This window comes from Simiduia sp. 21SJ11W-1 (assembly GCF_024138675.1).
Lineage (GTDB): Bacteria > Pseudomonadota > Gammaproteobacteria > Pseudomonadales > Cellvibrionaceae > Simiduia.
Genome location: NZ_CP090959.1, coordinates 2983176 through 3003271 on the forward strand (window position 1 = coordinate 2983176; position 20096 = coordinate 3003271).

Sequence of the window (20096 nt, forward strand, 5' to 3'; positions counted from 1 at the left end):
AAAGCCACGCCATTAGGGTTGCCAAGGGCCATTTGTTAACATGAGCGCCTTTTATGCGCCCAGATGGAATTTCATGACTATTGAACTTAGTAGACGCCTAAGCGCCCTCACCCGAATCATTGAGCGGCAGCATGCGCGTGTTCACTACCAAATACTATGGGATTGCTGCTGCGATCACGGCTTGCTTGGCCGCCATTTTCTTGCACAAGCATCTATTGAAAGGGTGCATTTTGTAGACAGGGTTTCAGACATCACGGCACGCCTTTCGCCAATGCTTCGCGAATTTGGCCCAAGCCGCTACCAGCTACTTACACAGGATGCCGCAACACTGACGCTCGACACTGAATCACAGCATTTGATTGTAATTGCAGGTATTGGTGGCGAACTGGCCACCCACATCCTTCAAACCCTGGTAGAGAACAATCCGCACGCCCAAGTGGACTTTCTGCTGTGCCCGAACAACGCAATTTTTAACCTGAGAGATTACCTGGCAGCAGGCCCTTTCAACCTGCTACACGAGCAGCTAATCAGAGAGCGCAAGTGGTTCTATGAAGCCATACTGGTAAGCAAAGGAGTCGCAACCACGCCGGTATCAGTCACCGGTGAATTTTGGAATGAGGGCAATAAAGATCATGTGGATTACATGCAACGCTTGGTTGGGCACCTGCATTCTCTAACGAAATCCAAAACGCCAGAGAATGCGAAAGCAAGGCTGAACGCCTACAACCTGTGCTTCAAATAAATCTGAAAAATCCGCTTGGCGCGCTGTGAACTTAACTGTGAACTTAGCTTTGAGCTTATGAGGTACACCGCAAAATCGCGTAGCGCCCTTCAAATGTTACCGCCTCACTACCGCCACAAGCGATGCTGGCCTGAAGGGTAATACTGGCTTTACCCCGTGAATGAAAGGCTTCAAAAAATTGCGCGAGCGCATCGCTACCGGGTGTTTTGCAAATGGCCGTAATATCCCCTTTTACCGGTGCCAAATATTTGATGTGGCCCTCTGCCACCACCTGATTACATACAATACCCGCCTCTTGCGTTTTGAGGTAGGCAAAGCCCCAGCAGGCCATAACGGCTGCATTGTATAAGCTGCCGCCGAAGGCTGTGGATTTATCGTTAATGTTGGGGGCCAAGGGGGCTTTGAGCACCAGTGTGTGGCCGTCGTAACTTGCAAGCCGCAAACCCATAAAGCCCGTGAGCGGCAGGTGTTCATCAAAAAAGTGATTCAGTGTGTGGGCAACGTCGGCAGGTGGCTTCATGGTGTACAACTTTTACTAAAGGTGTTTTAGTGCGTGACTTTTTGTATTTGGTGTATCGCAGTCAACGTTTGGGGCGAGCGGCGCACTACTAGAGCAAATCCACAATGGTCTTTGCGGCTAACAAGGGCGTGGTAGTGTTTTCAACTACCGCCTGGTGAAGTTCACCCATGCGCTTTTGCACCTGTGGATTTTCTTTCAGGCGCTGCTCAAGCAACTGGTGAATCAGCTTTTTCATCCATTGGGCATTTTGTTTGGCACGCTTGCCTTCAAAGGCACCACACGCTTCGGCCAATTTTTGATAACTGGCAATCATATCCCACACGCTGTTTATGCCGGCCTTATTCAAGGCCGAACAGGTTTCTACACGGGGCGTCCAGAAGTCGCCGTGGCGAATTAAATGAAAGGCGTTTTGGTAGTGTTGTTGGGTGCGTGCGGCCAAATTTACACTCTCACCATCGGCCTTGTTAATTACCAGTGCATCGGCAAGCTCCATAATGCCGCGCTTGATGCCTTGCAATTCATCGCCGGCATTAGGGAGCATTAATACCAAAAAGAAATCCACCATGGCGGCCACTTCATATTCCGACTGCCCCACGCCCACGGTTTCTACCAAAATTACATCGTAACCTGCGGCTTCACACAAGAGCATTGTTTCACGGGTTTTTTGGGCAACGCCGCCTAGCGCACCTTCCGAGGGCGAAGGGCGAATATAAGCGTTTGGGTCGCGGGAGAGTTCTTCCATGCGGGTTTTATCGCCCAAAATACTGCCACCGCGCACCGGTGAGGAAGGGTCTACCGCCAGCACCGCCACTTTTTTACCCAGCCCGATAATGTACTTGCCAAAGGCTTCTATAAATGTGGATTTACCCACCCCGGGAATGCCGCTAATGCCAATGCGCAGGCTCTTGCCGGTATCGGGCAGCAGGGTTTCAAGCAGTTGCTGCGCTTCAATGCGGTGCCGCTCCAGCTTGCTTTCCACCAAAGTGATGGCTTTAGCCAGCGCGCGCCGGTTGCCCTGCTTTAACTGCTCGATATCAATCATAAAGTTTGCGTAGGCACCTAATTGCGGGCGGCTTTAATGGCTTCCAATACCTGGCGGGCAGACACGGGAATTTTTGTGCCCGGGCCAAAAATGCCCTTAACACCTGCCTGCTCAAGGAAGGGATAATCCTGCTTGGGAATCACACCGCCGGCCACCACTATGATGTCTGTAGCGCCTTGTTTTTCAAGCTCGGCAATCAGCTCGGGAATCAGGGTTTTGTGGCCGGCCGCCTGGGATGATACGCCTACCACGTGTACATCGTTCTCCACTGCCTGGCGCGCCACTTCTTCAGGTGTTGAAAACATGGGCGATAAATCAATATCAAAACCCACATCGGCAAAGGCTGTGGCAATCACCTTGGCGCCGCGGTCGTGGCCGTCTTGGCCCATTTTACACACCAACATACGCGGGCGCCGGCCCTCGGTTTGCTCGAAGGCTTCAATGTCGGATTTGATGGCGGTCCACTCAGGGTCATTCTCGTATGAGGCGCCATACACACCGGAGATGGTGCGCGCCTGTGCATTGTACCGCCCGAATACTTCTTCCATCGCGTCTGATATTTCTCCCACCGTGGCCCTGAGCCTTGCCGCTTTTACCGACAAGTCTAACAGATTACCCTGCCCGGTTTTGGCGGCTGCAGTAATGTCGGCCAGCGCCTGCTGCACGGCGGCATTGTTGCGGCTGCCACGCACCTGATTGATGCGCTTGATCTGCGATTCACGCACGGCCACGTTATCGATATCAAGAATTTCCAGATCTTCCTCTTCATCGAGCACATATTTATTCACGCCCACAATCACGTCTTCACCACGGTCAATGCGGGCCTGCTTTTTGGCGGCAGATTCTTCAATGCGCAATTTCGGCAGGCCCGCCTCAATGGCTTTGGCCATGCCGCCGTTTTCTTCAATTTCTTCAATCAGCTCCCAGGCTTTATCGGCAATTTCCTGGGTCAGGGTTTCCATCATGTAGGAACCGCCCCATGGGTCTACCACTTGGGTAATGCCGGTTTCTTCCTGAATAATAATTTGGGTGTTGCGGGCAATGCGGGCCGAGAATTCCGTAGGCAGTGCTACGGCTTCATCCAGCGCGTTGGTGTGCAGCGACTGGGTGCCGCCAAACACCGCGGCCATCGCCTCAATGGTTGTGCGAATCACATTGTTGTATGGGTCTTGCTCGGTAAGCGACCAGCCGGAAGTTTGGCTGTGGGTGCGCAGCATAGATGACTTGGGGTTCTGCGGCTTGAACTCTGCCATGATTTTATGCCACAGCAAACGGCCGGCGCGAAGCTTCGCGATTTCCATGTAGAAGTTCATGGAAATACCCCAGAAAAACGACAGCCGCGGGGCAAAGGCATCTACATCCAGGCCCGCAGCCAGCGCCGTGCGCACATACTCACGGCCATCAGAAAGCGTATAGGCAAGCTCAAGCGCCGCATCGGCACCGGCTTCCTGTATGTGATACCCGGAAATGGAAATGGAGTTGAATTTGGGCATGTGCTGGCTTGTGTAGCCAATAATGTCGCCGATAATTTTCATGGAAGGCGCAGGCGGGTAAATATACGTATTGCGCACCATGAATTCTTTCAGAATGTCGTTCTGAATGGTGCCGGCAAGCTTATCTTGCCCCACACCCTGCTCTTCTGCCGCCACTATGTAGTTTGCCAAAATTGGCAGTACGGCGCCGTTCATGGTCATGGAAACAGAAACTTTATCCAGAGGAATGCCATCGAACAGAATCTTCATGTCTTCCACGGAATCGATGGCCACACCGGCTTTACCTACATCACCGGCTACCCGCGGGTGATCTGAATCGTAACCACGGTGCGTGGCCAGATCAAAAGCCACAGACACACCCTGCGCACCGGCTTTCAGGTTTTTACGGTAAAACGCGTTGGATTCTTCGGCCGTTGAAAAGCCAGCGTATTGGCGAATGGTCCAGGGGCGGCCTGCGTACATGGTGGCCTGCGGGCCACGCACGTAGGGTGCAAGGCCCGGCAGCGTATCGGCATAGGGCAGCTTATCCAGATCGGCCCGGGTATAAAGCGGCTTGATGTGAATGCCCTCCGGCGTATGCCAGGTAAGGTCTTGGGGCGTTAAGCCTTTCAACTGCTTGGTTGCCAGGGCTTCCCATTCAGCCAGGGTATATTTCTTTTCTGTCATCAGAGCCTCTATGCCCGCTTGGCGAGCGAAATCATGTTAAATCGCGTGTAATCAGTGCTCGCCCATGGGCTGGCTCAATTCAATCAACACGCCGTCACAGCTTTTGGGGTGAATAAAAATCACCTTGCAATTGTGCGCGCCCATGGAGGGCGCCTCCGATAAAAACTGGTAACCCTTGCCTTTTAGCCGCGCAACGTCTGCCTCTATGTCGTCTGTACGAAAGCACAAATGGTGCAAGCCTGCACCGCGCTTTTCCAGAAACCCCGCAATGGGGCCTTCACCGTTTAAGGGGTGTACCAGTTCGATTTGCGTTTCCGGCAACGGGAAAAACGCGGTGCTGGTTTTCGCACTGGCAACGTCTTCACGGCCGTTATAGGGCAGGCCAAAATCCTCCATAAACCGCTTGATGGATTTCTCCAAATCGGGCACGGCAATGGCGATGTGATCGAGTGCAGTTATCATAATTTATCCCTTGATGCTGGCCAGAAATTTGTCGGTTTGTTCACGGCGCCTGGCAGCAACGGCCTCGGGCGATTCGATTTCTATTTTTTCTGCCGGCGTTATTTTAAATAACGGCTGGCCTTTTTTGATGATGGCGCCGTCATCGGGTATCAGTATTTCATCAATGGTGCCAGCAAAGGGGGCGTTCACCTTGTTGAACATTTTCATCACTTCAACAATGTAGAGCGGATCACCGGCCTTGAACCGGCTGCCCACTTCCACAAACGGCGGGCGCCCGGGCGCCTCACGCGCATAGAACATGCCACCGCTTGTGGCCAGAATTTCATCAGATTTTGCCACCGGCGGCGGCACCAGCACCTTGGCCATGGCGGCCTGCAATTTGGTATCGGCCAGCCGCTCTGGAATGGTGATGGTTAAATCTTCATTCACGCACAGCTCAAAAAATGCCGTTTGCGTGGCCAGGTACATGGGCAGCGCCAGTATTTCCATGCCTGCCTGATAACCGCGGTGGGCGGCCTGTACCTTGGCCCAGGTGGTGTCGTCAAAGCCTTCCTGGGCGGGGGCCTCCAGCAGTGTGGCCATGGTGTTGTAATCGCGCTCGCCAAGCTTTTCTTCCAGCGAGCTGTAAAACGCAAGCGCCGCACTCAGCACCTGGTGATCGTGATCCCAAATCATGTTGGCGGCTGGGCGATCCGCGCGGTAATCCATGTTCAGAAAATTGTAGGTGTCGGCCAACAAGTGCACGGGGTTAATGCGCCAGCGAATGCCCGCCGGGGTTAGCTCTGCGTGGTGCTTGTGGATAGACACCCACCCGGCCAACACATGGGGAGATTCTAACAGCAAGGCAATTGGGCGGGTAATGAGCAGCTGTTTCTGTGCCAGCACCGCTTGCAGGGCCTCTTGCTCACTGGCCTCAGCACGTGCAGCCAATTCGGCACACAATTGCTGGTAGGCGTATTCCAAATCCTGATTGTCGGCCGCTTGTTTCAGCAGGCCAACAGCTGTGAGGTAGGGCACAATAAAGCGCGTGGTTGGCCGGGCGTTGATGTTGTTACCCAAAAACCAATTCACCAGGCCGTAGTGAAACTCAAGATTGGTGGCTAAATCTTTGCCTCGCAATTGGGTAACGCGCAAAATTTCCGCCATGCGCTCGTAGGTTTGGCGGCGGTTATCACCCACGCTCAAAAGCAGCGCAATGTTGGAATCGTAGGCGCCGGCTAAGTGATACTTCATGAACACATCGGTATCGGGGTTGTGCAGGCTGATGCCCTGATCATCGCGGATTTCACCGGAGATTGCATCAGACCACTTTTCAATCACACCGCCTGCGTGGGGCTGCAAGGCCTGATTGGTTGCATTCAGCCGCGCTTCAACAGCCGCCTTGTGGCGCATTACCCGGGCAGGCTTGGGCAGCCTGGGGCCGTGGGCTGCCAGCAACACCATTGCCTCAACCAGCGAGTTCACCACAAAACTTTCGTGGGGCTGTTCGGGGTTGGTAAATTTGAGGGCGTAACACAACTCGGTTACTCGGTGTTCTACCTGAATACGGGTATTCATTTCCATAAAAAAGTGTTTGTCGCGATCAACAATACACTCGAAGGTAGACACAGAGTCCAGCCCTACCGCGCGCCCAAAGATCTCTGATTCCTGCTCCATTTTTTCAAGGGTTTGAATATCCTGACGCAGCACGCGGGCTTCGGTTTCATTGCCGCTTTGCTCGGCCTCGGCCAGTGCGGCTTGCAAATCTTCTGAGATAACCGAAACTTCCAGCAGCTTTTGCTCGTGCATTTGCAATGAGCAATCGCGCCCGCCGAGCGCGAGCGCCCAATCGCCATTACCAATCACCTGGATTTCCTGGTGACGGGTGGTTTCAATATTGAGCTCTACCAGTACGTTTTTGTTGTCGCCAACGCCTGTGGTTTTTACCTCGTTTAAAATCTCAAGCACAAGCTCCGGCGCTTTGGCAGCTGCTTGCTCAATGCGTGAGGCCAAATCACCTTCATAGGCAGAAGGCGAGTTCAAGATGCGCTGGCCCTTACCGCCACCGCCGCCGATGGCCTTCAGGCGAATGCGATTTTCCGGGTAATCGCGGCTCATCGCCATCACTTGCTCGCGAATGGTCTCGGAAAGCTCGGCAATGGTGTAGAGATCTATGCCCTTGTCGTAACTTCCGGCCAACACAAGATCGGCCTTTTCTTCAAGGCTTGTGGCGCTATCAGACAGTTTGCTGCCATCCACTGCCAGCCCGTGCTCATGAACCAGCGCCTGCAGCGCTGCGGTATCGGGGCATTTTTTCAAAAGCGTGAGGGCCGTGGCGTTATCTACCCCCGGTGTAACCGACACACCCACCTTCAAGGCTGTGCGCTTGGCTTCATCTTTTAGGCCCGCATCATGCACGGTGCGCGAACAGGGGCCAATGAAATTAAGGCCCGCGGCCTCCATAGCGGCCACCATGGTTTCATCTTCGGCCATGAAGCCATAGCCTGCAAAAATGGCGTTGTAACCATTGGCGCGGGCAATGTTAATAATTTGCCCAATGCGACTTTCCCGCTCGGCCTTGTTGGCGCCGGTGTAATCGGGCACGCGGTGTACGCGACTTGGGTCTGTCAGTTTACGCAGCTCCGGCGCCAGTGCATTCTGGTAAACAATTGAATCTTTTTCAGAGAGCAAAATGCCATAGTGGTTTATGCCCATTTCTTCAAACACATCCATGGCTTCTTTGCGAATGGGGCCACGGCAAATAATGAGCGGGCGAATATGCGCGCAATCGAAGGATGTTACCCAGGCGCTATCGGCCTGTCCCAGGCGGCGGTCGCGGTGAATAAGCGGGTTATTTAAGTAATAATTGTTTGAGTGTTCCACTGTGTCAGTCTCTGTATTTTTTGTTTGCCATGAGCCGTGGCTCAGTGAAATTCACGCTGCACGCCGTTAAAAGGCTCAGCCACATAGTGCGCCAAATGAAATGCCATGTTTTTGCACAGTAGCGCACGCAGATCACAGGGCATCACAATTTGTGAAATTGAACCCAGCGATAGTGCTTCATTGGGGTTCATCAACTCGCGTTCATAGCGTACTTTCAGCGCCGCCTCCTGCTCTGTTTGCCAGGCTTTTACCGAGGCTGCATCTTCACCGCCGGCGATGCGCAGCGATACTTCGGCGCGCATTTTTTGCAGCTCTTCCTTGTACACAAATTCCACACCGGCAGGCCCCATTACGGCGGCGCGGGTTGACGGCAGGGCCACCACCAGATCGGCGCCGGTGGGGTAATTGTTATAGGAGGCGTAGGCACCACCAAAGGCGTTGCGCACAATCACCAAAAAGCGCGGCGTGCGCAGATCAATAATGGCATCTAGCATGGCGCGGCCGGCTTGTACAATGCCATTTTGCTCTTGCTCTTTGCCGGGCAAAAAGCCTGTGGTGTCTTCCATGAAAATCACGGGGATGTTGTAGAGATTGCAAAAACGGATGAAGCGCGCATTTTTATAGGCGGCGTCTATGTCTATCTGGCCCGAGGCCACCGCCGAGTTGTTGGCCACAAAACCCACCACATTGCCACCCATGCGCCCGAGGGCGGTAATGGTGTTGCGCGCGCGATCGGGTTGCACTTCCATAAAATCGCCGTGATCACACAGCTGCTGAATGATGATGGAGATATCCAGGGGCGTATTAAAGCCGCTCGGGGAGTTAAAGGCTTTTTTCAGCAGAATGTCGATATCCCAGGTCTTGCGATCTACCGGATCGGAGGTGGGCTGGAAGGGTGCCAGCTCGCTGTTGTTGCTGGGCAAATAATTCAACAACGCCCGCACTTTGCGAAGCGCGGCTACTTCATCTGGCACCACAAAATCCGTAACGCCGGATTGCGAATGTACGCCTGGGCCACCCAGCTCATCGGGGGTGACATCTTCACCCAGCACCGATTTCACAACCCCCGGGCCCGTTAAGCCGAAAAAGGTGTTGTTTGGCTGAATTAAAAAGCTGCCCTGGCGTGGCAAATATGAGCCGCCGCCTGCGTTAAAGCCAAACATGCACATGATAGATGGCACCACGCCCGAGATTTTGCGCAGCGCCGTAAAGGCCTCGGCATAGCCATCGAGCCCGCCAACACCGGCGGGCACATAGGCGCCGGCAGAATCGTTCAGGCCCACCAGGGGAATGCGGCGCTTGCCCGCAAGCTCAAACAGGCGCGCGAGCTTTTTGCCGTTGGTGGCATCCATAGAGCCTGCGCGCACGGTGAAGTCGTGCCCGTACACTGCCACATCGCGCCCGCCAATTTTCACCACCGCCGTTACCAGCGAGGCGCCATCGAGATTCTTGCCCCAGTTTTGAAACAGTACCGTGGGCTCTTCATCGGTAAGCACCGACAAGCGCTCCCAAATGGTCATGCGACCCTTGGCGTGTTGGCGCTGAATGTTGCGCACGCCTGCGGCCTTGCGCGGGCGCTGAATCAGATCGTAGCCCTGTTGCAGGCTGGCCTCATACAGGCCTGGCTCGTAGCTGGCTTGCCCCGGCACCGAAAACTCCTGCGGGCGCGCGGTATCGAAGGGGTTCTCCAGGCTCACTTTTGGCGTGGCTGATTTTGTCATGGCAATTCCAAGAGTCTTTAACTATGGGTAAGGGCCTTTAAAAGGCCGGCCTATTACAGATGGCGCGATGATAAACAACAATGTCTACCTTAAAAACTCGCACGATTCGCCTAAAAATTACACAAATTCATCTTATATTATTGATTTGTATAACAATATAATTAATTACAACTGAAACCAATCACAAAAATCTATACATAAAATAGACATTATCAACCACGTAATGTCGCTATATGTCTTAAGCTTTGATGGTTTTTGTCTATTGCGGCAGAAGTTTAGGGCGTAACCCCGCGCCCCATGGCGCCTGCTTCACAGCATAGCCCACGAGCGCGCGCGCCCGTGACGCACGTGGCTGCCTGGCAAATGGCTAACGGAACAGGTGGTCGGGCAAATCCAGGGCGCCACGGGCTGCACGCTCGGCACGAAATTGGGAGGGGGTTTTGCCTTGCCATTGGCGAAATGCCCGGGTGAAGGCGCGCGGCTCACTGAAACTCAATAGCCTGGCCACCTCGCTAATGGACAGGCTGCGATTTGCCAACAACTCTGTGGCCACATCGTTGCGCAGGTTGTCTTTTATTTGCTGGTAGCTGATGCCCTCTGCCGTTAATCGACGGCGCAGGGTTTGCTCGCTGATGCCTAAAAGGTTTGATACCTCCGCCGCATTTGGCAACGCCAGCACCTGGCCCTGCTGGGGTTTTAGCAGCTGGTTAATACGCGCGGTAAGGCTTGTGTCTTCGCCGGGAATGGTGAGCATGTCGATAGGGGCGCGGCGCAAAAACACCTGCAGCTCGCGCCGGCTTTTAACCAGTGGCTGGCTCAAATAACCGCGGTGAAACACCAAACGGTTAACCTTGCTTTTAAGGTGCGTTGGGCAGCGAAATAACAACCGGAATTCTTCGGCATCGATGGGTGTGTAGTTGATGTAGGCGCCCACAAGTTTTATGGGCTTACCGATGTACCAGCTGGCAAAGCGATGCCAGATGACGTGCCAATATTCAATATAAAAGTGCTCGAAATCCAGCTCCGGGCGTTTGAACACTGTGGTGAGATATACATGCTCGCCTTCGTAATCGAGCGACATCTGCAATTCATCGGTAATCTGGTTGTAAAACCGGATGCCACGCTGCAGCAGGCCCTCTAAGGTTTCCGCCGTTGATACCCACTCGGCCATCAAGGCGAAGGTACCAAGTTTGATGGGGCGCTCGGTAAAGCCCATAAACTCATCGTTGAGTGCTTTGGCGATGCCGTAATAGAGCCTGGCCACCAAATCCACATGAATACGCGCCTTCGGGTCGCGCAGCGGGCGCTCGGGAATGCGCGCCATGCGCAGCAACGCCTTGGGGTTCAGGCCTCGGGCCTTGGCACCACCGAGTGCGCTTTTGATGTAATGAGTGCCAATGGTCGCCATGAAGATGTGCCGTTATCCAGCTGTGAGGGTGCGGGCTTAAATCTTACCAAAGCGCAGGCAGCACACACCAGCTACGCCAAAGCGAGCCCTTGGCGCGTCCAACCGAACACCCAAGGCCACACCAGCGATTAACCTTGCGGCCAGGCACGGTTGAACCGTCAATTTACGGTGCGATGGCAACGCCGAGGTGCAGCCATTAGATCGCGCTTAATCCTAATGACGTTAATTATTCCAATACATGGGTTTATCGCTATGAAATCCTGGTTCACTTCAATTGCCATTGTTGCCCTGGCCGGCAGCGCGCTGCTTGCCTGCACCAATGCGCCGGATAAATCGACCGCGCTCACGCGTAAAGACGCACCCTTACTCGAGCGCCACGTCGCTGCCGCACGCGCAGAGCGGGTGAGCAATGTGCATTACAAGTTCGCGCTTAAATTACCGGCAGACAATGTGCCCTTTACTGGCACCGCGCACATCAGCTTTGATCTTTCCGATGCAAGCCGGCCCCTTACCCTGGACATGATTGACGGCGAGGTGCAAAACATCGAGCTAAACGGCAAGCCTGTGGCTGTGGATCACAACGGTTTTTACATCACCTTGCCTGCCAGCGCGCTCAGCACCGGCAAACAGGCGCTTACCATTCACTACACCCACCCCTACCGCCGCGATGGTTCCGGCCTGCATTGGTTTAAAGATCCGGAAGACGGCGAAACCTATTTATACACGCAATTTGAAGACTACCACTTCAACAAAGTGTTTCCGGGCTTCGATCAGCCAGACCTCAAAGCCACCTACACCTTGGTGGTGGATGCACCAGCGCACTGGCAGGTGATTTCAGCCAAGCGGGAATCACAAGTAGAGCCGCTTTCAGAAAATTACCAACGCTGGCATTTCCCGCGTACAGAGTTATTTTCTACGTATATTTTCTCTTTGCATGCAGGCCCCTACAAAGTGTGGGAAGACAACAGCCACAAGGTACCCATGCGCTTGTTTGCCCGCCAAAGCTACGCGCAATATGTTGGTGTAGAGCAGTGGTTTGAAGTCACCCGCCAGGGTATGGATTTCTTCGAACAGTATTTCGAATACGACTACCCCTTCTCCAAGTACGACCAAGTACTGGTGCCCGATTTCAACTTTGGCGCCATGGAAAACGTAGGCGCCGTTACCTTTACCGAGCGCCTGCAGCCACGCCGTGCCCACACACGTAAAGACCAGGAAACCATGACCATGGTGGTAATGCACGAACTGGCACACCACTGGTTTGGCAATCTGGTTACCATGAAATGGTGGGACGACATCTGGCTTAACGAAAGCTTTGCAGATTTCATGGGCTACTACGCCACCGCCAAGGCCACGGAATTCACCGAAGCCATGGACAGCTTTTCCGGCAGCCGCAAGAGTTGGGGCTACAACGAAGATCAATGGATCACCAGCCACCCCATCGTGCAAGACATTCCCGATACCGAAGTGGTGATGGCAAGTATTGATGGCATCACTTACGCCAAAGGTGCCTCGGCACTGATTCAACTAAAACACTACATAGGCGACGATAAATTCCAGCAAGCCCTGGCGCTGCACTTTGATCGCTACGCCTTTAAAAATGCCCAGCTCAAAGACTTTCTGGCCACGCTCAGTGAAGTGGCCGGTGAAGATTTAAGCACCTGGAGCGCCCAATGGCTTGAAACCGCCGGCGTGAACGCACTGCAGGCGAAATTCAGCTGTGACAACGGCGCCATCACCCACTTCGATATGGTGCAGTACCCGGCCAACGTGAGCGGTAGTCTGCGCACCCACAAGCTGGATGCGCTACTCATTGGCAAAGATGGCAACAAAACCACCATTGATGTCAATGTAACCGGTGCCAGCAACCCACAACCGCAAGCGGTAGGTAAAGCCTGCCCGGCATTTGTATTGCCAAATGTTTCAGACTACACCTTTGCGCGCATTTTATTAGACGAGCAGTCGGTTGATTATTTACAGAATAATCTGGGCGCGTTCAAAAACCCCATCCAGAAAGCGATGATCTGGCGCAGCCTGTATGAATCTATGATTGACGGCAAGCTTTCGGCCACTGCACTGCTGGATTTAGGCCTTAAAAACCTGCCCGCTGAAACCAACCCAACGCTATTGCGCTCGGCCCTAGGCAGCGTTGAAACCGCCTACAGCTACCTGGTGCTGCGCCCTTATGTGCGCAACACCGATGGCGCAAGAGCAGCGCTTTACAGAAAGCGCCTGGAGCAAATGGCCTGGCAGGGCTACCAAAAACAAGCGGGAGCGGCACAACGCGCCTGGTTTGGCACCTGGTTAAGCATGTTGCACACGCAATTGCCACAGGCCATTACACTGCTTGAAAAGGCAGAGTTAAGCCTGGATGACCGCTGGCGCATTGCCGGTGCACTGGTGCGCGAGCAACACCCCAATGCCGAACACTGGGTGGCCAAGTTGAGTGAAGAAGACCAATCCGCCGGCGGCAAAGTGAACCAGGCCGCGGCCCTTTCGCAAGCGCCCAATGCAGAAATCAAGCGCCAATGGATTAACGAGGCCACCCAAGCAAGCAGCGAATTTGCCTACAGCGAAATGCGCAGCATCTTGTGGGGGTTGATTCCCGTTGAACAACACGGGTTAAACCTTGAGCTTGAAGCAGACATCATGGCGGCCTTCAACCGCATGACCAATGTGCAATCGCCGGTACTGCAGGCGACTTTTGCCGGGTCTCTCATACCCCGCCACTGTTCGCTGGAGGCACAGGCCACGCTTTTGGCCTTGGCTGAAAACCCTGAGCTTCCCGCTACTGTCGTGAAAACTATAAAGAAAACCTCACAAGCCGAAGCGCGTTGTGTGAAGGTGCAACAAAAACTGGATGCAGAGCTGTAACTCTGGTGCGTAATATCGAAGCCACCTATGGGTGGCCTTTTTTATGGTGCTTTAACGCCAAAGCGATAATCTCTGGCGCCCCGCTTCAATCTGGGCAGCCGCGCCAGAGGCCTGCCCTGCCCGCCCCTCACTCACCATTGGGCCAAGCCCGTGGGCCTGCTAGGATAGATGCACGCAATATTAAAATTACCCGATCATAAACAGGAGCACCCCGTGGGCAACAGATTGTCTAAAATTTACACTCGCACCGGCGACGACGGCACCACAGGCTTGGGCGATGGTGCGCGCATTGCAAAATACGACTTGCGCATGCAAGCCATTGGCGATGTGGATGAAACCAACTGCGCAGTGGGCCTACTGGTGGCAGAACTGCCCGCGGCAGACCCGCTCCAACCCTGGCTCTCGCGCATACAGCATCGGCTGTTCGATTTAGGTGGCGAACTTTGCCTGCCTGAATATGAGCTGATAAAAGCCGAGCACACAGCCGAGCTAGAAAACTGGCTAGATGAACTCAACGATACCCTGCCACCACTTAAAAACTTTATATTGCCGGGCGGCTCAAAAGCCGCAGCCTTTTGCCACCAGGCGCGCGCCGTGTGCCGACGCGCCGAGCGAACCATTGCCCAACTGGCCGCCCCCGATGCCAACACAAAACTGCCGGGCATTCGGCCAACACTTACCGCTTACATAAATAGGCTCAGTGACTTTTTATTTGTTGCCGCACGGGTCATTGCGCGCCGTGACGGCGGCAGCGAGGTGCTGTGGGTGCAAGGCCAATGAGGCTTTTGATTTTGGGCGCAACCGGTGCCGTAGGCGCAGAATTGCTACACCAAGCGCTGAAACAAGAGCAGATTACACTGGTGATTGCGCCCACACGCAGGCCACTGCAAGCCCACCCCAAGCTCATGAATCCGGTTGTGAATTTTGATGCACTGGACCCAGAGGCAGATTTCTGGCATGTGGACATTGCCATTTGTGCACTCGGCAGTACACGTAAACAGGCCGGGTCAGACGATCAGTTTATTCGCGTCGACAAGGGCATTCCCCTGGAGGTCGCAGCCCTCGTAAAAAAAGCCAATGCAACCTGCTTTGGCCTGGTGTCATCGCTGGGCGCCAGGGCCTGCAAGAATTTATATTTGAATACCAAAGCAGAGGCAGAACAAGGGGTGCGCGCACTGGGATTTACGCGCACCGTGATTGCACGCCCGTCATTAATAGACACAGAGCGCACACCAAAACGCACCGCAGAATCCTTAGGGCTAAGGGCCGCCAAATTGTTGGGCCCATTACTGCCTGCCCGCCTTCAGCCTATTAAACCGGCCACCATTGCCCGCGCGCTACTCACCCAGTGCCTGGAAAACACCGCAGGCACCGTGGTTTTGGAATCTGGCGACCTACAAGCCATGGGCGAAAGCCCCACATAGCACCCTGCCAAGCCACTAGGTTTCAGTAACCTCAAAGGGCCTATCAACCGCCGCCGGAAATTCCGAAGCTGGCCGTGCACGCCACGCGGCCCGGTAGCGATAAAATGGCACCGAGGGGTACAGGTGGTGCGACAAGTGATAATTTTGCATGGTGAGCAACGGGCACAACAGCCAATCTGCATACAATAAATTAGCGGTTGCCTTGTGGGGGTTATCTTTGGCGCGCACCTGATGCGGGTGGTGCGGCAGAAAATCAAAACAAAAGGCCAGAAAAAATACCGCAATGCGCGTAGGTAAAATAAACAACACCAAGTACTCATAGGTATAAGGCGTGCTCACAAAAAATAACAACACCAATAGCGCCCAGCCCAGCGCTAACAAAAACGCCCTTTGATCTGCACGGGAACGGGCGCCAAAACAGCCCGGCTGTAAATAGCGATACATGTAATACAGATCGAGCGTTGCCCAGCGCAGCGGCAAACTATACCAAGGGCCAGTGCCGCAGTAGTGATCGGGATCAACAACCGGTTCATTCACATGCCGGTGGTGCTGCATATGCATAAAGCGGAACATACGGAAAAACGGCACTGGCGATAGCAGCAAGGTGCTTAAAAAACCGGCGCCGTCGTTTAGCCAACGGTGGCGGCTTACCGCACCGTGCGCCGCATCGTGGCCCACAGTAAACACAGCGTAAGCAGCAATAGCGTTAATGAGCACAGCCGCTCCCCAATGCAGCCCGCCTGTGATGGCGGCCCATACACTCAGCCCGAACGCCAACCAACACCCCAACAACAAGGCCAAGGTGGGCCAGGCGATCTCAGGCCTTTTTAACATTGCTTTAAACGCTTGCTCTGTGCTCATGTGTGCCCCGCTTTTTATCCTGTTTTACGGCCTGATTGCGCCAGGCGCAACTGCCAGCCTTCAGGGTGCCGCATCCGCCCGCCCCGCCCCAGAGCCCAAGGTGACAACCGGGGGACATTTGATGACAAAACACCTACACTCATGGCGCACACGAAAACATTGGCCAACCCATGCACATTTCCGCCCCCTTTCCACTTACCTATGCGCGCATTGCCTACCGGTTTTTAAACCCCAACGCAGAGCAAGCCGCCCGCCTGTTTGCCAACACCGGCCTCAACGAGAAGCAACTGTTGACCCTGGAGCATGCACTACCGCTGGCACAGCAATGGCAATGGTACGAGAACCTGCTAGAAGTCAGTGGCGATGCAAACCTTGGCTGGCGGCTCGGCCGCCATTTGCAGCTTTCGGCACACGGCGCACTGGGCGTGGCGTTTTATTCAGCGCCCCGTTTGGGCGAGGCCATGGAGTGCCTGGCGCGCTTTATTCACCTGCGCGAACCTTTCTTTCACCCGCGCCTTGAGCGCACCAATACCGGCATTACCGTAAGTTTCACCACGCAAGTGCCGCTGGGTAGGCTTGCGCGATTTTTTACCCAAGCGGTGGCCGGCGCTGTGTGTTCTGCCATTAGCAGCTGCATTGGCAAAGAGTTTGATGGCCAACTGCACCTGCCATTGAATGACCCACCCGGCGCGCGCACCTGGATGAACTTGCCAGAGGTAAGCTTTAACGCACCGGCGCTTGCCTGGGAGATTCCAACGTCACTGCTTGCCTTGCCATCGCTCCTTGCCGACGCGCCCCAATTCCAGCGAGCACTGGCCGAGTGTGAAGCGGCGCTTGCCACTACCGCAGGCACCCACTCGCGCACCAGCCACCCACGCCCCTATCGCGCGCGGGTGGCTGAACTTATGCGCAACAACCCGGGCCAACTCTGGACGCTTGAAGATTTGGCCGAACAGCTGCACATCAGCGCGCGCACGCTGATTCGCAATCTGGCAAAAGAAGGCACCCACTTCACCGCACTAAAAGAGCAGCTGGTGCTGGAGCGCGCCTGCCAGTACCTGGCCAACCCACATTTAAGCATGGATGCCATCGCAAGCCTTTTGGGGTTCCACGATGCCGCGAGTTTTCGCCGCAGCTTCAAGCGCATGACCGGGTTTACCCCGTCGGCCTATCGCCGCGCGCAAACCTAGGCCGCGGCTTCTAACGGCCTTGCAGGCGCGCTACCATACACGCCCACTTTCAAAGAGCAGACGTTATGTTAAAGCCCGTTTCCCGCCTGCTTGGCTGCACGGCTGCATTCCTTGCCACCACACTTGCACAGGCACAAACCACGCAAGGTGCCGAGCTTTGGGTGTACGCCGGTGGCGGTAAACAGTTGCACACAGATAACCAGCACAACCAGCTTGTGGGTGTGGATGTGAATATGCTGCACCATCAATACAGCGACATTCAAACCTGGAGTTTGGGCGCGGGCATTACCCACCTGAAAACAGATCAAGGCGAGATAAACGAACTGGTGGCGGTTTCCGTTTACCCGCAACTCACCCTTAAATTGCCCACAGCACAGGGCATTAAGCCGTTTTTCTTTGTGCGGGCACTGGGGCCTACGTATTTATCTGCGCGCGGCTTGGGCGAGCGCCGGCAGGCGTATTCCTGGGCGTTTCAATCGCAGGTGGGTGTGGGCGCATATTTGGGTAATACGCAACAATGGACGGCCAATGTGTCTTTCAGGCACTACTCCAATGCCGATACGGGCAAACCCAACGAGGGTATAGACGGCCTGTTAATTTTCACGCTGGGGCATCGTTTCTAGCCCCGGCAGGGAAGGCCCGGCGGCTTTATCGGCCACGACGGGCACCCGCTCGCACCCGGCAGCGGCACGCTTGAATGCGGCCTTGTAACCGGGCAGTTCTGTGCCCATCCAGCGATCCCACCAGGTGAAGTACAGGGCGTAGTTGCCGTTGAATTTCTGGTGATGTAAATCGTGGTGGGTGGGCGTAGTGAGTGCATCGAGCGGGGTATCTACCCACCAATGCGGGTGAAACTCAACACCGCAATGGCCCATCGCATTGCGCACAATCATCACCGCCAGAAAAATAAAAATCACCCCCACATGCAGTGGCATCAGCACCACCACCAGCGGCATAAATAACGCCATCACCACCGCCTCCCCCGGTGCAAAACTGTAAGAGGCCCAAGAGGTGGGCGTGCGTGACAAATGGTGTAACCGGTGAAAGCGCTTGAAAAGCTTCGGGTGATGCATGAAGCGGTGTACCCAGTAAAAATAGGCATCGTGCACTATGAGCACCAAGGGCACACTCAACACCGTGTACACCCAACCGCGTTCGGCGACCTCCATGTAAATCAGCGAATAGCCGCTTTGCTCAACGCGCATGGTGAACAAGCCCACCAGCGCAAACACCGCCGTGGTTACGAGCGACCAGGTGATTTCACGGCGCACATCGGCGCCGGTAGCGCGCCGTTGCTGAATACGCCGGCGTTCAGACCAGCGGCGCGCCAACACAAATAATACAAACAGCACCACCCCCACGCCTGCAAAGTAGCGCAGGGTATCCACCGTAAAAATGGCAAGCCAGGCCAATGCTTCTCCCTGAAGCACGGCCCAAAACTCATTCGAAAGCGTGACCATTGGATGCCCTTCTAATTATTTATTGCTATGCTAAACCACCGACTCACCAGCAGCGATAACCCCATGAATGCCACTATCGGCCAACTTGCCAAATCACTGGGCATTGGCACAGAAACCATTCGTTACTATGAGCGCGAAGGCCTCATTGCTCAACCGGAAAAACCGGTGCAGGGGTACCGGCGCTACTCGGAGGCGGTGCGCGACCGCATCTTGTTTATTCGCAAAGCCCAGAGCCTCGGCTTCAGTTTGGCACAAATCAAACACCTGCTAAGCCTGAATAATGCGCCCTGTAACGAAGTGCAGGCCCTTGCCACCGAGAAGCTTAACGAGGTACAAAGCCACATCGACGACCTGCAACAACTAGCCAGTGCACTGCAGTCGCTCATACAGGCGTGCCACAACAACCGGGGCGAACAGTGCCCGATTATTGAAATCTTCTCCAAAGCTTGACCCTGTACCCCACTACGGGCCTTAGAATGCCCAACAGTTAACTCACAGGCCTCCGGGAGCTGCCCGGCCCAAGACGATGCAAAATAAACCCAATACTCCACAAATTCGCAGCGTAATTACCTGCCCCCATTGCAAGGCTGCAGCGCTGGAGCACATGCCCCTGGATGCCTGCCAGTGGTTCTACCGCTGCAATAGCTGCAATGAATTGCTTACCCCCAAAACCGGCGATTGCTGCGTATTTTGCTCTTACGGCACCATCCCCTGCCCGCCTGTACAGCTGGGCGATTCTTGCCGCAAGCCTGCCTGATCATTAGACTGCGCCTCCTGAATTAACCCGGAGGCCCCATGGACGCCTTTCTCACTGCCACCCTGGCCGTTACCCTGGCTGAAATTGGCGATAAAACCCAATTGCTGGCACTGGTGCTCACCCTGCGTTTTGCCAACAAACCGGCACTGGTTGCGGGCATTTTGGTGGCCACATTGGTAAACCACGGGGCATCGGCCTGGCTTGGCCACTGGCTCGGTGGCGTGCTGGATGCCACTTGGGGGCAGGCTGCCATGGCCATCAGTTTTATTGCACTGGGTGCATGGCTTTTGGTGCCCGACAAACCCGATGACGAAAACCCCGGCTTCGACAAATACGGCGCCTTCATGGTGGCGCTGGTGCTGTTTTTTCTGGCGGAAATTGGCGACAAGACCCAGGTGGCCACGGTAGTACTCGCCGCCGAGTTCCAGTCACTTTTGTGGGTAACATTGGGCACCACCCTCGGCATGCTGATTGCCAACGTGCCGGTAGTGTATTTGGGGGAATCGCTCATGCGGCGCATTCCCATGGCGCTAACCCAGCGCCTGGCTGCGGCCTTGTTTATCGGGCTTGGGGTAATTGCGGCGGGCCAGCTATTGGCCTAGCCCAGCCACACA

General features: G+C 54.8%; 18 protein-coding genes. 9 read left to right on the plus strand and 9 right to left on the minus strand.

Translation table 11 applies throughout. From position 1 onward, the window contains the following. The first annotated feature begins 73 nt into the window (after positions 1 to 73). Entirely contained in the window at positions 74 to 742 is a 669-nt protein-coding gene (locus L1F30_RS13045) for a tRNA (adenine(22)-N(1))-methyltransferase TrmK (protein ID WP_253356670.1), read from the plus strand. Positions 743 to 797: 55 nt separating this feature from the next. Here L1F30_RS13045 and L1F30_RS13050 read toward each other — a convergent pair whose 3' ends face one another. The 7 genes from L1F30_RS13050 to L1F30_RS13080 all read right to left on the minus strand — a co-directional run bounded on the left by L1F30_RS13050 (position 798) and on the right by L1F30_RS13080 (position 10916). Next, complete coding sequence (locus tag L1F30_RS13050; protein ID WP_253356671.1) at positions 798 to 1262, minus strand: thioesterase domain-containing protein; 465 nt, start codon at positions 1260 to 1262, stop codon at positions 798 to 800. Positions 1263 to 1350: 88 nt separating this feature from the next. Next, entirely contained in the window at positions 1351 to 2304 is a 954-nt protein-coding gene (gene meaB, locus L1F30_RS13055; RefSeq protein WP_253356672.1) for a methylmalonyl Co-A mutase-associated GTPase MeaB, read from the minus strand. Between the two features lie 17 nt (positions 2305 to 2321). After that, positions 2322 to 4463, minus strand: a complete 2142-nt coding sequence (scpA, locus tag L1F30_RS13060) for a methylmalonyl-CoA mutase (RefSeq protein WP_253356673.1) — start codon at positions 4461 to 4463, stop codon at positions 2322 to 2324. Between the two features lie 51 nt (positions 4464 to 4514). Beyond that, complete coding sequence (gene mce / locus L1F30_RS13065) at positions 4515 to 4925, minus strand: methylmalonyl-CoA epimerase (protein WP_253356674.1); 411 nt, start codon at positions 4923 to 4925, stop codon at positions 4515 to 4517. A gap of 3 nt (positions 4926 to 4928) precedes the next feature. Next, positions 4929 to 7787 carry a biotin/lipoyl-containing protein gene (locus L1F30_RS13070; protein ID WP_253356675.1) on the minus strand — a complete coding sequence of 953 codons (2859 nt, stop codon included), beginning with the start codon at positions 7785 to 7787 and terminating at the stop codon, positions 4929 to 4931. 41 nt (positions 7788 to 7828) lie between these two features. Beyond that, positions 7829 to 9508 (minus strand): acyl-CoA carboxylase subunit beta, encoded by a 1680-nt coding sequence (locus tag L1F30_RS13075; RefSeq protein ID WP_253356676.1) that lies wholly within the window; start codon positions 9506 to 9508, stop codon positions 7829 to 7831. 367 nt (positions 9509 to 9875) lie between these two features. Next, positions 9876 to 10916 carry an AraC family transcriptional regulator gene (locus L1F30_RS13080; RefSeq protein WP_253356677.1) on the minus strand — a complete coding sequence of 347 codons (1041 nt, stop codon included), beginning with the start codon at positions 10914 to 10916 and terminating at the stop codon, positions 9876 to 9878. 252 nt (positions 10917 to 11168) lie between these two features. Here L1F30_RS13080 and pepN point away from each other — a divergent pair, with 252 nt between their 5' ends. The 3 genes from pepN to L1F30_RS13095 all read left to right on the plus strand — a co-directional run bounded on the left by pepN (position 11169) and on the right by L1F30_RS13095 (position 15214). Further along, positions 11169 to 13790, plus strand: a complete 2622-nt coding sequence (gene pepN / locus L1F30_RS13085) for an aminopeptidase N (protein WP_253356678.1) — start codon at positions 11169 to 11171, stop codon at positions 13788 to 13790. Between the two features lie 213 nt (positions 13791 to 14003). Beyond that, the gene (locus tag L1F30_RS13090) at positions 14004 to 14570 is read left to right on the plus strand and encodes a cob(I)yrinic acid a,c-diamide adenosyltransferase (protein ID WP_253356679.1); all 567 of its coding nucleotides are present in this window, start codon (positions 14004 to 14006) and stop codon (positions 14568 to 14570) included. Further along, complete coding sequence (locus L1F30_RS13095) at positions 14567 to 15214, plus strand: NAD(P)H-binding protein (protein ID WP_253356680.1); 648 nt, start codon at positions 14567 to 14569, stop codon at positions 15212 to 15214. Before L1F30_RS13090 ends, L1F30_RS13095 begins: the two co-directional genes overlap by 4 nt. A 15-nt stretch (positions 15215 to 15229) precedes the next feature. Here the strand turns inward: L1F30_RS13095 and L1F30_RS13100 are convergent, their stop codons facing one another. Beyond that, entirely contained in the window at positions 15230 to 16075 is an 846-nt protein-coding gene (locus L1F30_RS13100; protein ID WP_253356681.1) for a fatty acid desaturase, read from the minus strand. Between the two features lie 170 nt (positions 16076 to 16245). Between L1F30_RS13100 and L1F30_RS13105 the strand changes: the two genes are divergently transcribed. After that, positions 16246 to 17265, plus strand: a complete 1020-nt coding sequence (locus tag L1F30_RS13105; RefSeq protein ID WP_253356682.1) for an AraC family transcriptional regulator — start codon at positions 16246 to 16248, stop codon at positions 17263 to 17265. Positions 17266 to 17330: 65 nt separating this feature from the next. After that, positions 17331 to 17888 (plus strand): acyloxyacyl hydrolase, encoded by a 558-nt coding sequence (locus tag L1F30_RS13110; protein ID WP_253356683.1) that lies wholly within the window; start codon positions 17331 to 17333, stop codon positions 17886 to 17888. Here the strand turns inward: L1F30_RS13110 and L1F30_RS13115 are convergent. Beyond that, entirely contained in the window at positions 17859 to 18677 is an 819-nt protein-coding gene (locus L1F30_RS13115) for a sterol desaturase family protein (protein WP_253356684.1), read from the minus strand. The two genes, L1F30_RS13110 and L1F30_RS13115, sit on opposite strands and share 30 nt — an antisense overlap. A 75-nt stretch (positions 18678 to 18752) precedes the next feature. On the opposite strand from L1F30_RS13115, the gene L1F30_RS13120 reads away from it, so the two are divergent. The 3 genes from L1F30_RS13120 to L1F30_RS13130 all read left to right on the plus strand — a co-directional run bounded on the left by L1F30_RS13120 (position 18753) and on the right by L1F30_RS13130 (position 20084). Continuing rightward, the gene (locus tag L1F30_RS13120) at positions 18753 to 19175 is read left to right on the plus strand and encodes a MerR family DNA-binding protein (protein ID WP_253356685.1); all 423 of its coding nucleotides are present in this window, start codon (positions 18753 to 18755) and stop codon (positions 19173 to 19175) included. A gap of 76 nt (positions 19176 to 19251) precedes the next feature. Then, positions 19252 to 19482, plus strand: a complete 231-nt coding sequence (locus L1F30_RS13125) for a GDCCVxC domain-containing (seleno)protein (RefSeq protein WP_253356686.1) — start codon at positions 19252 to 19254, stop codon at positions 19480 to 19482. 38 nt (positions 19483 to 19520) lie between these two features. Beyond that, a complete protein-coding gene (locus tag L1F30_RS13130; RefSeq protein WP_253356687.1) occupies positions 19521 to 20084 on the plus strand; it encodes a TMEM165/GDT1 family protein in 564 nt (187 codons plus the stop codon). Positions 20085 to 20096 lie beyond the last annotated feature (12 nt).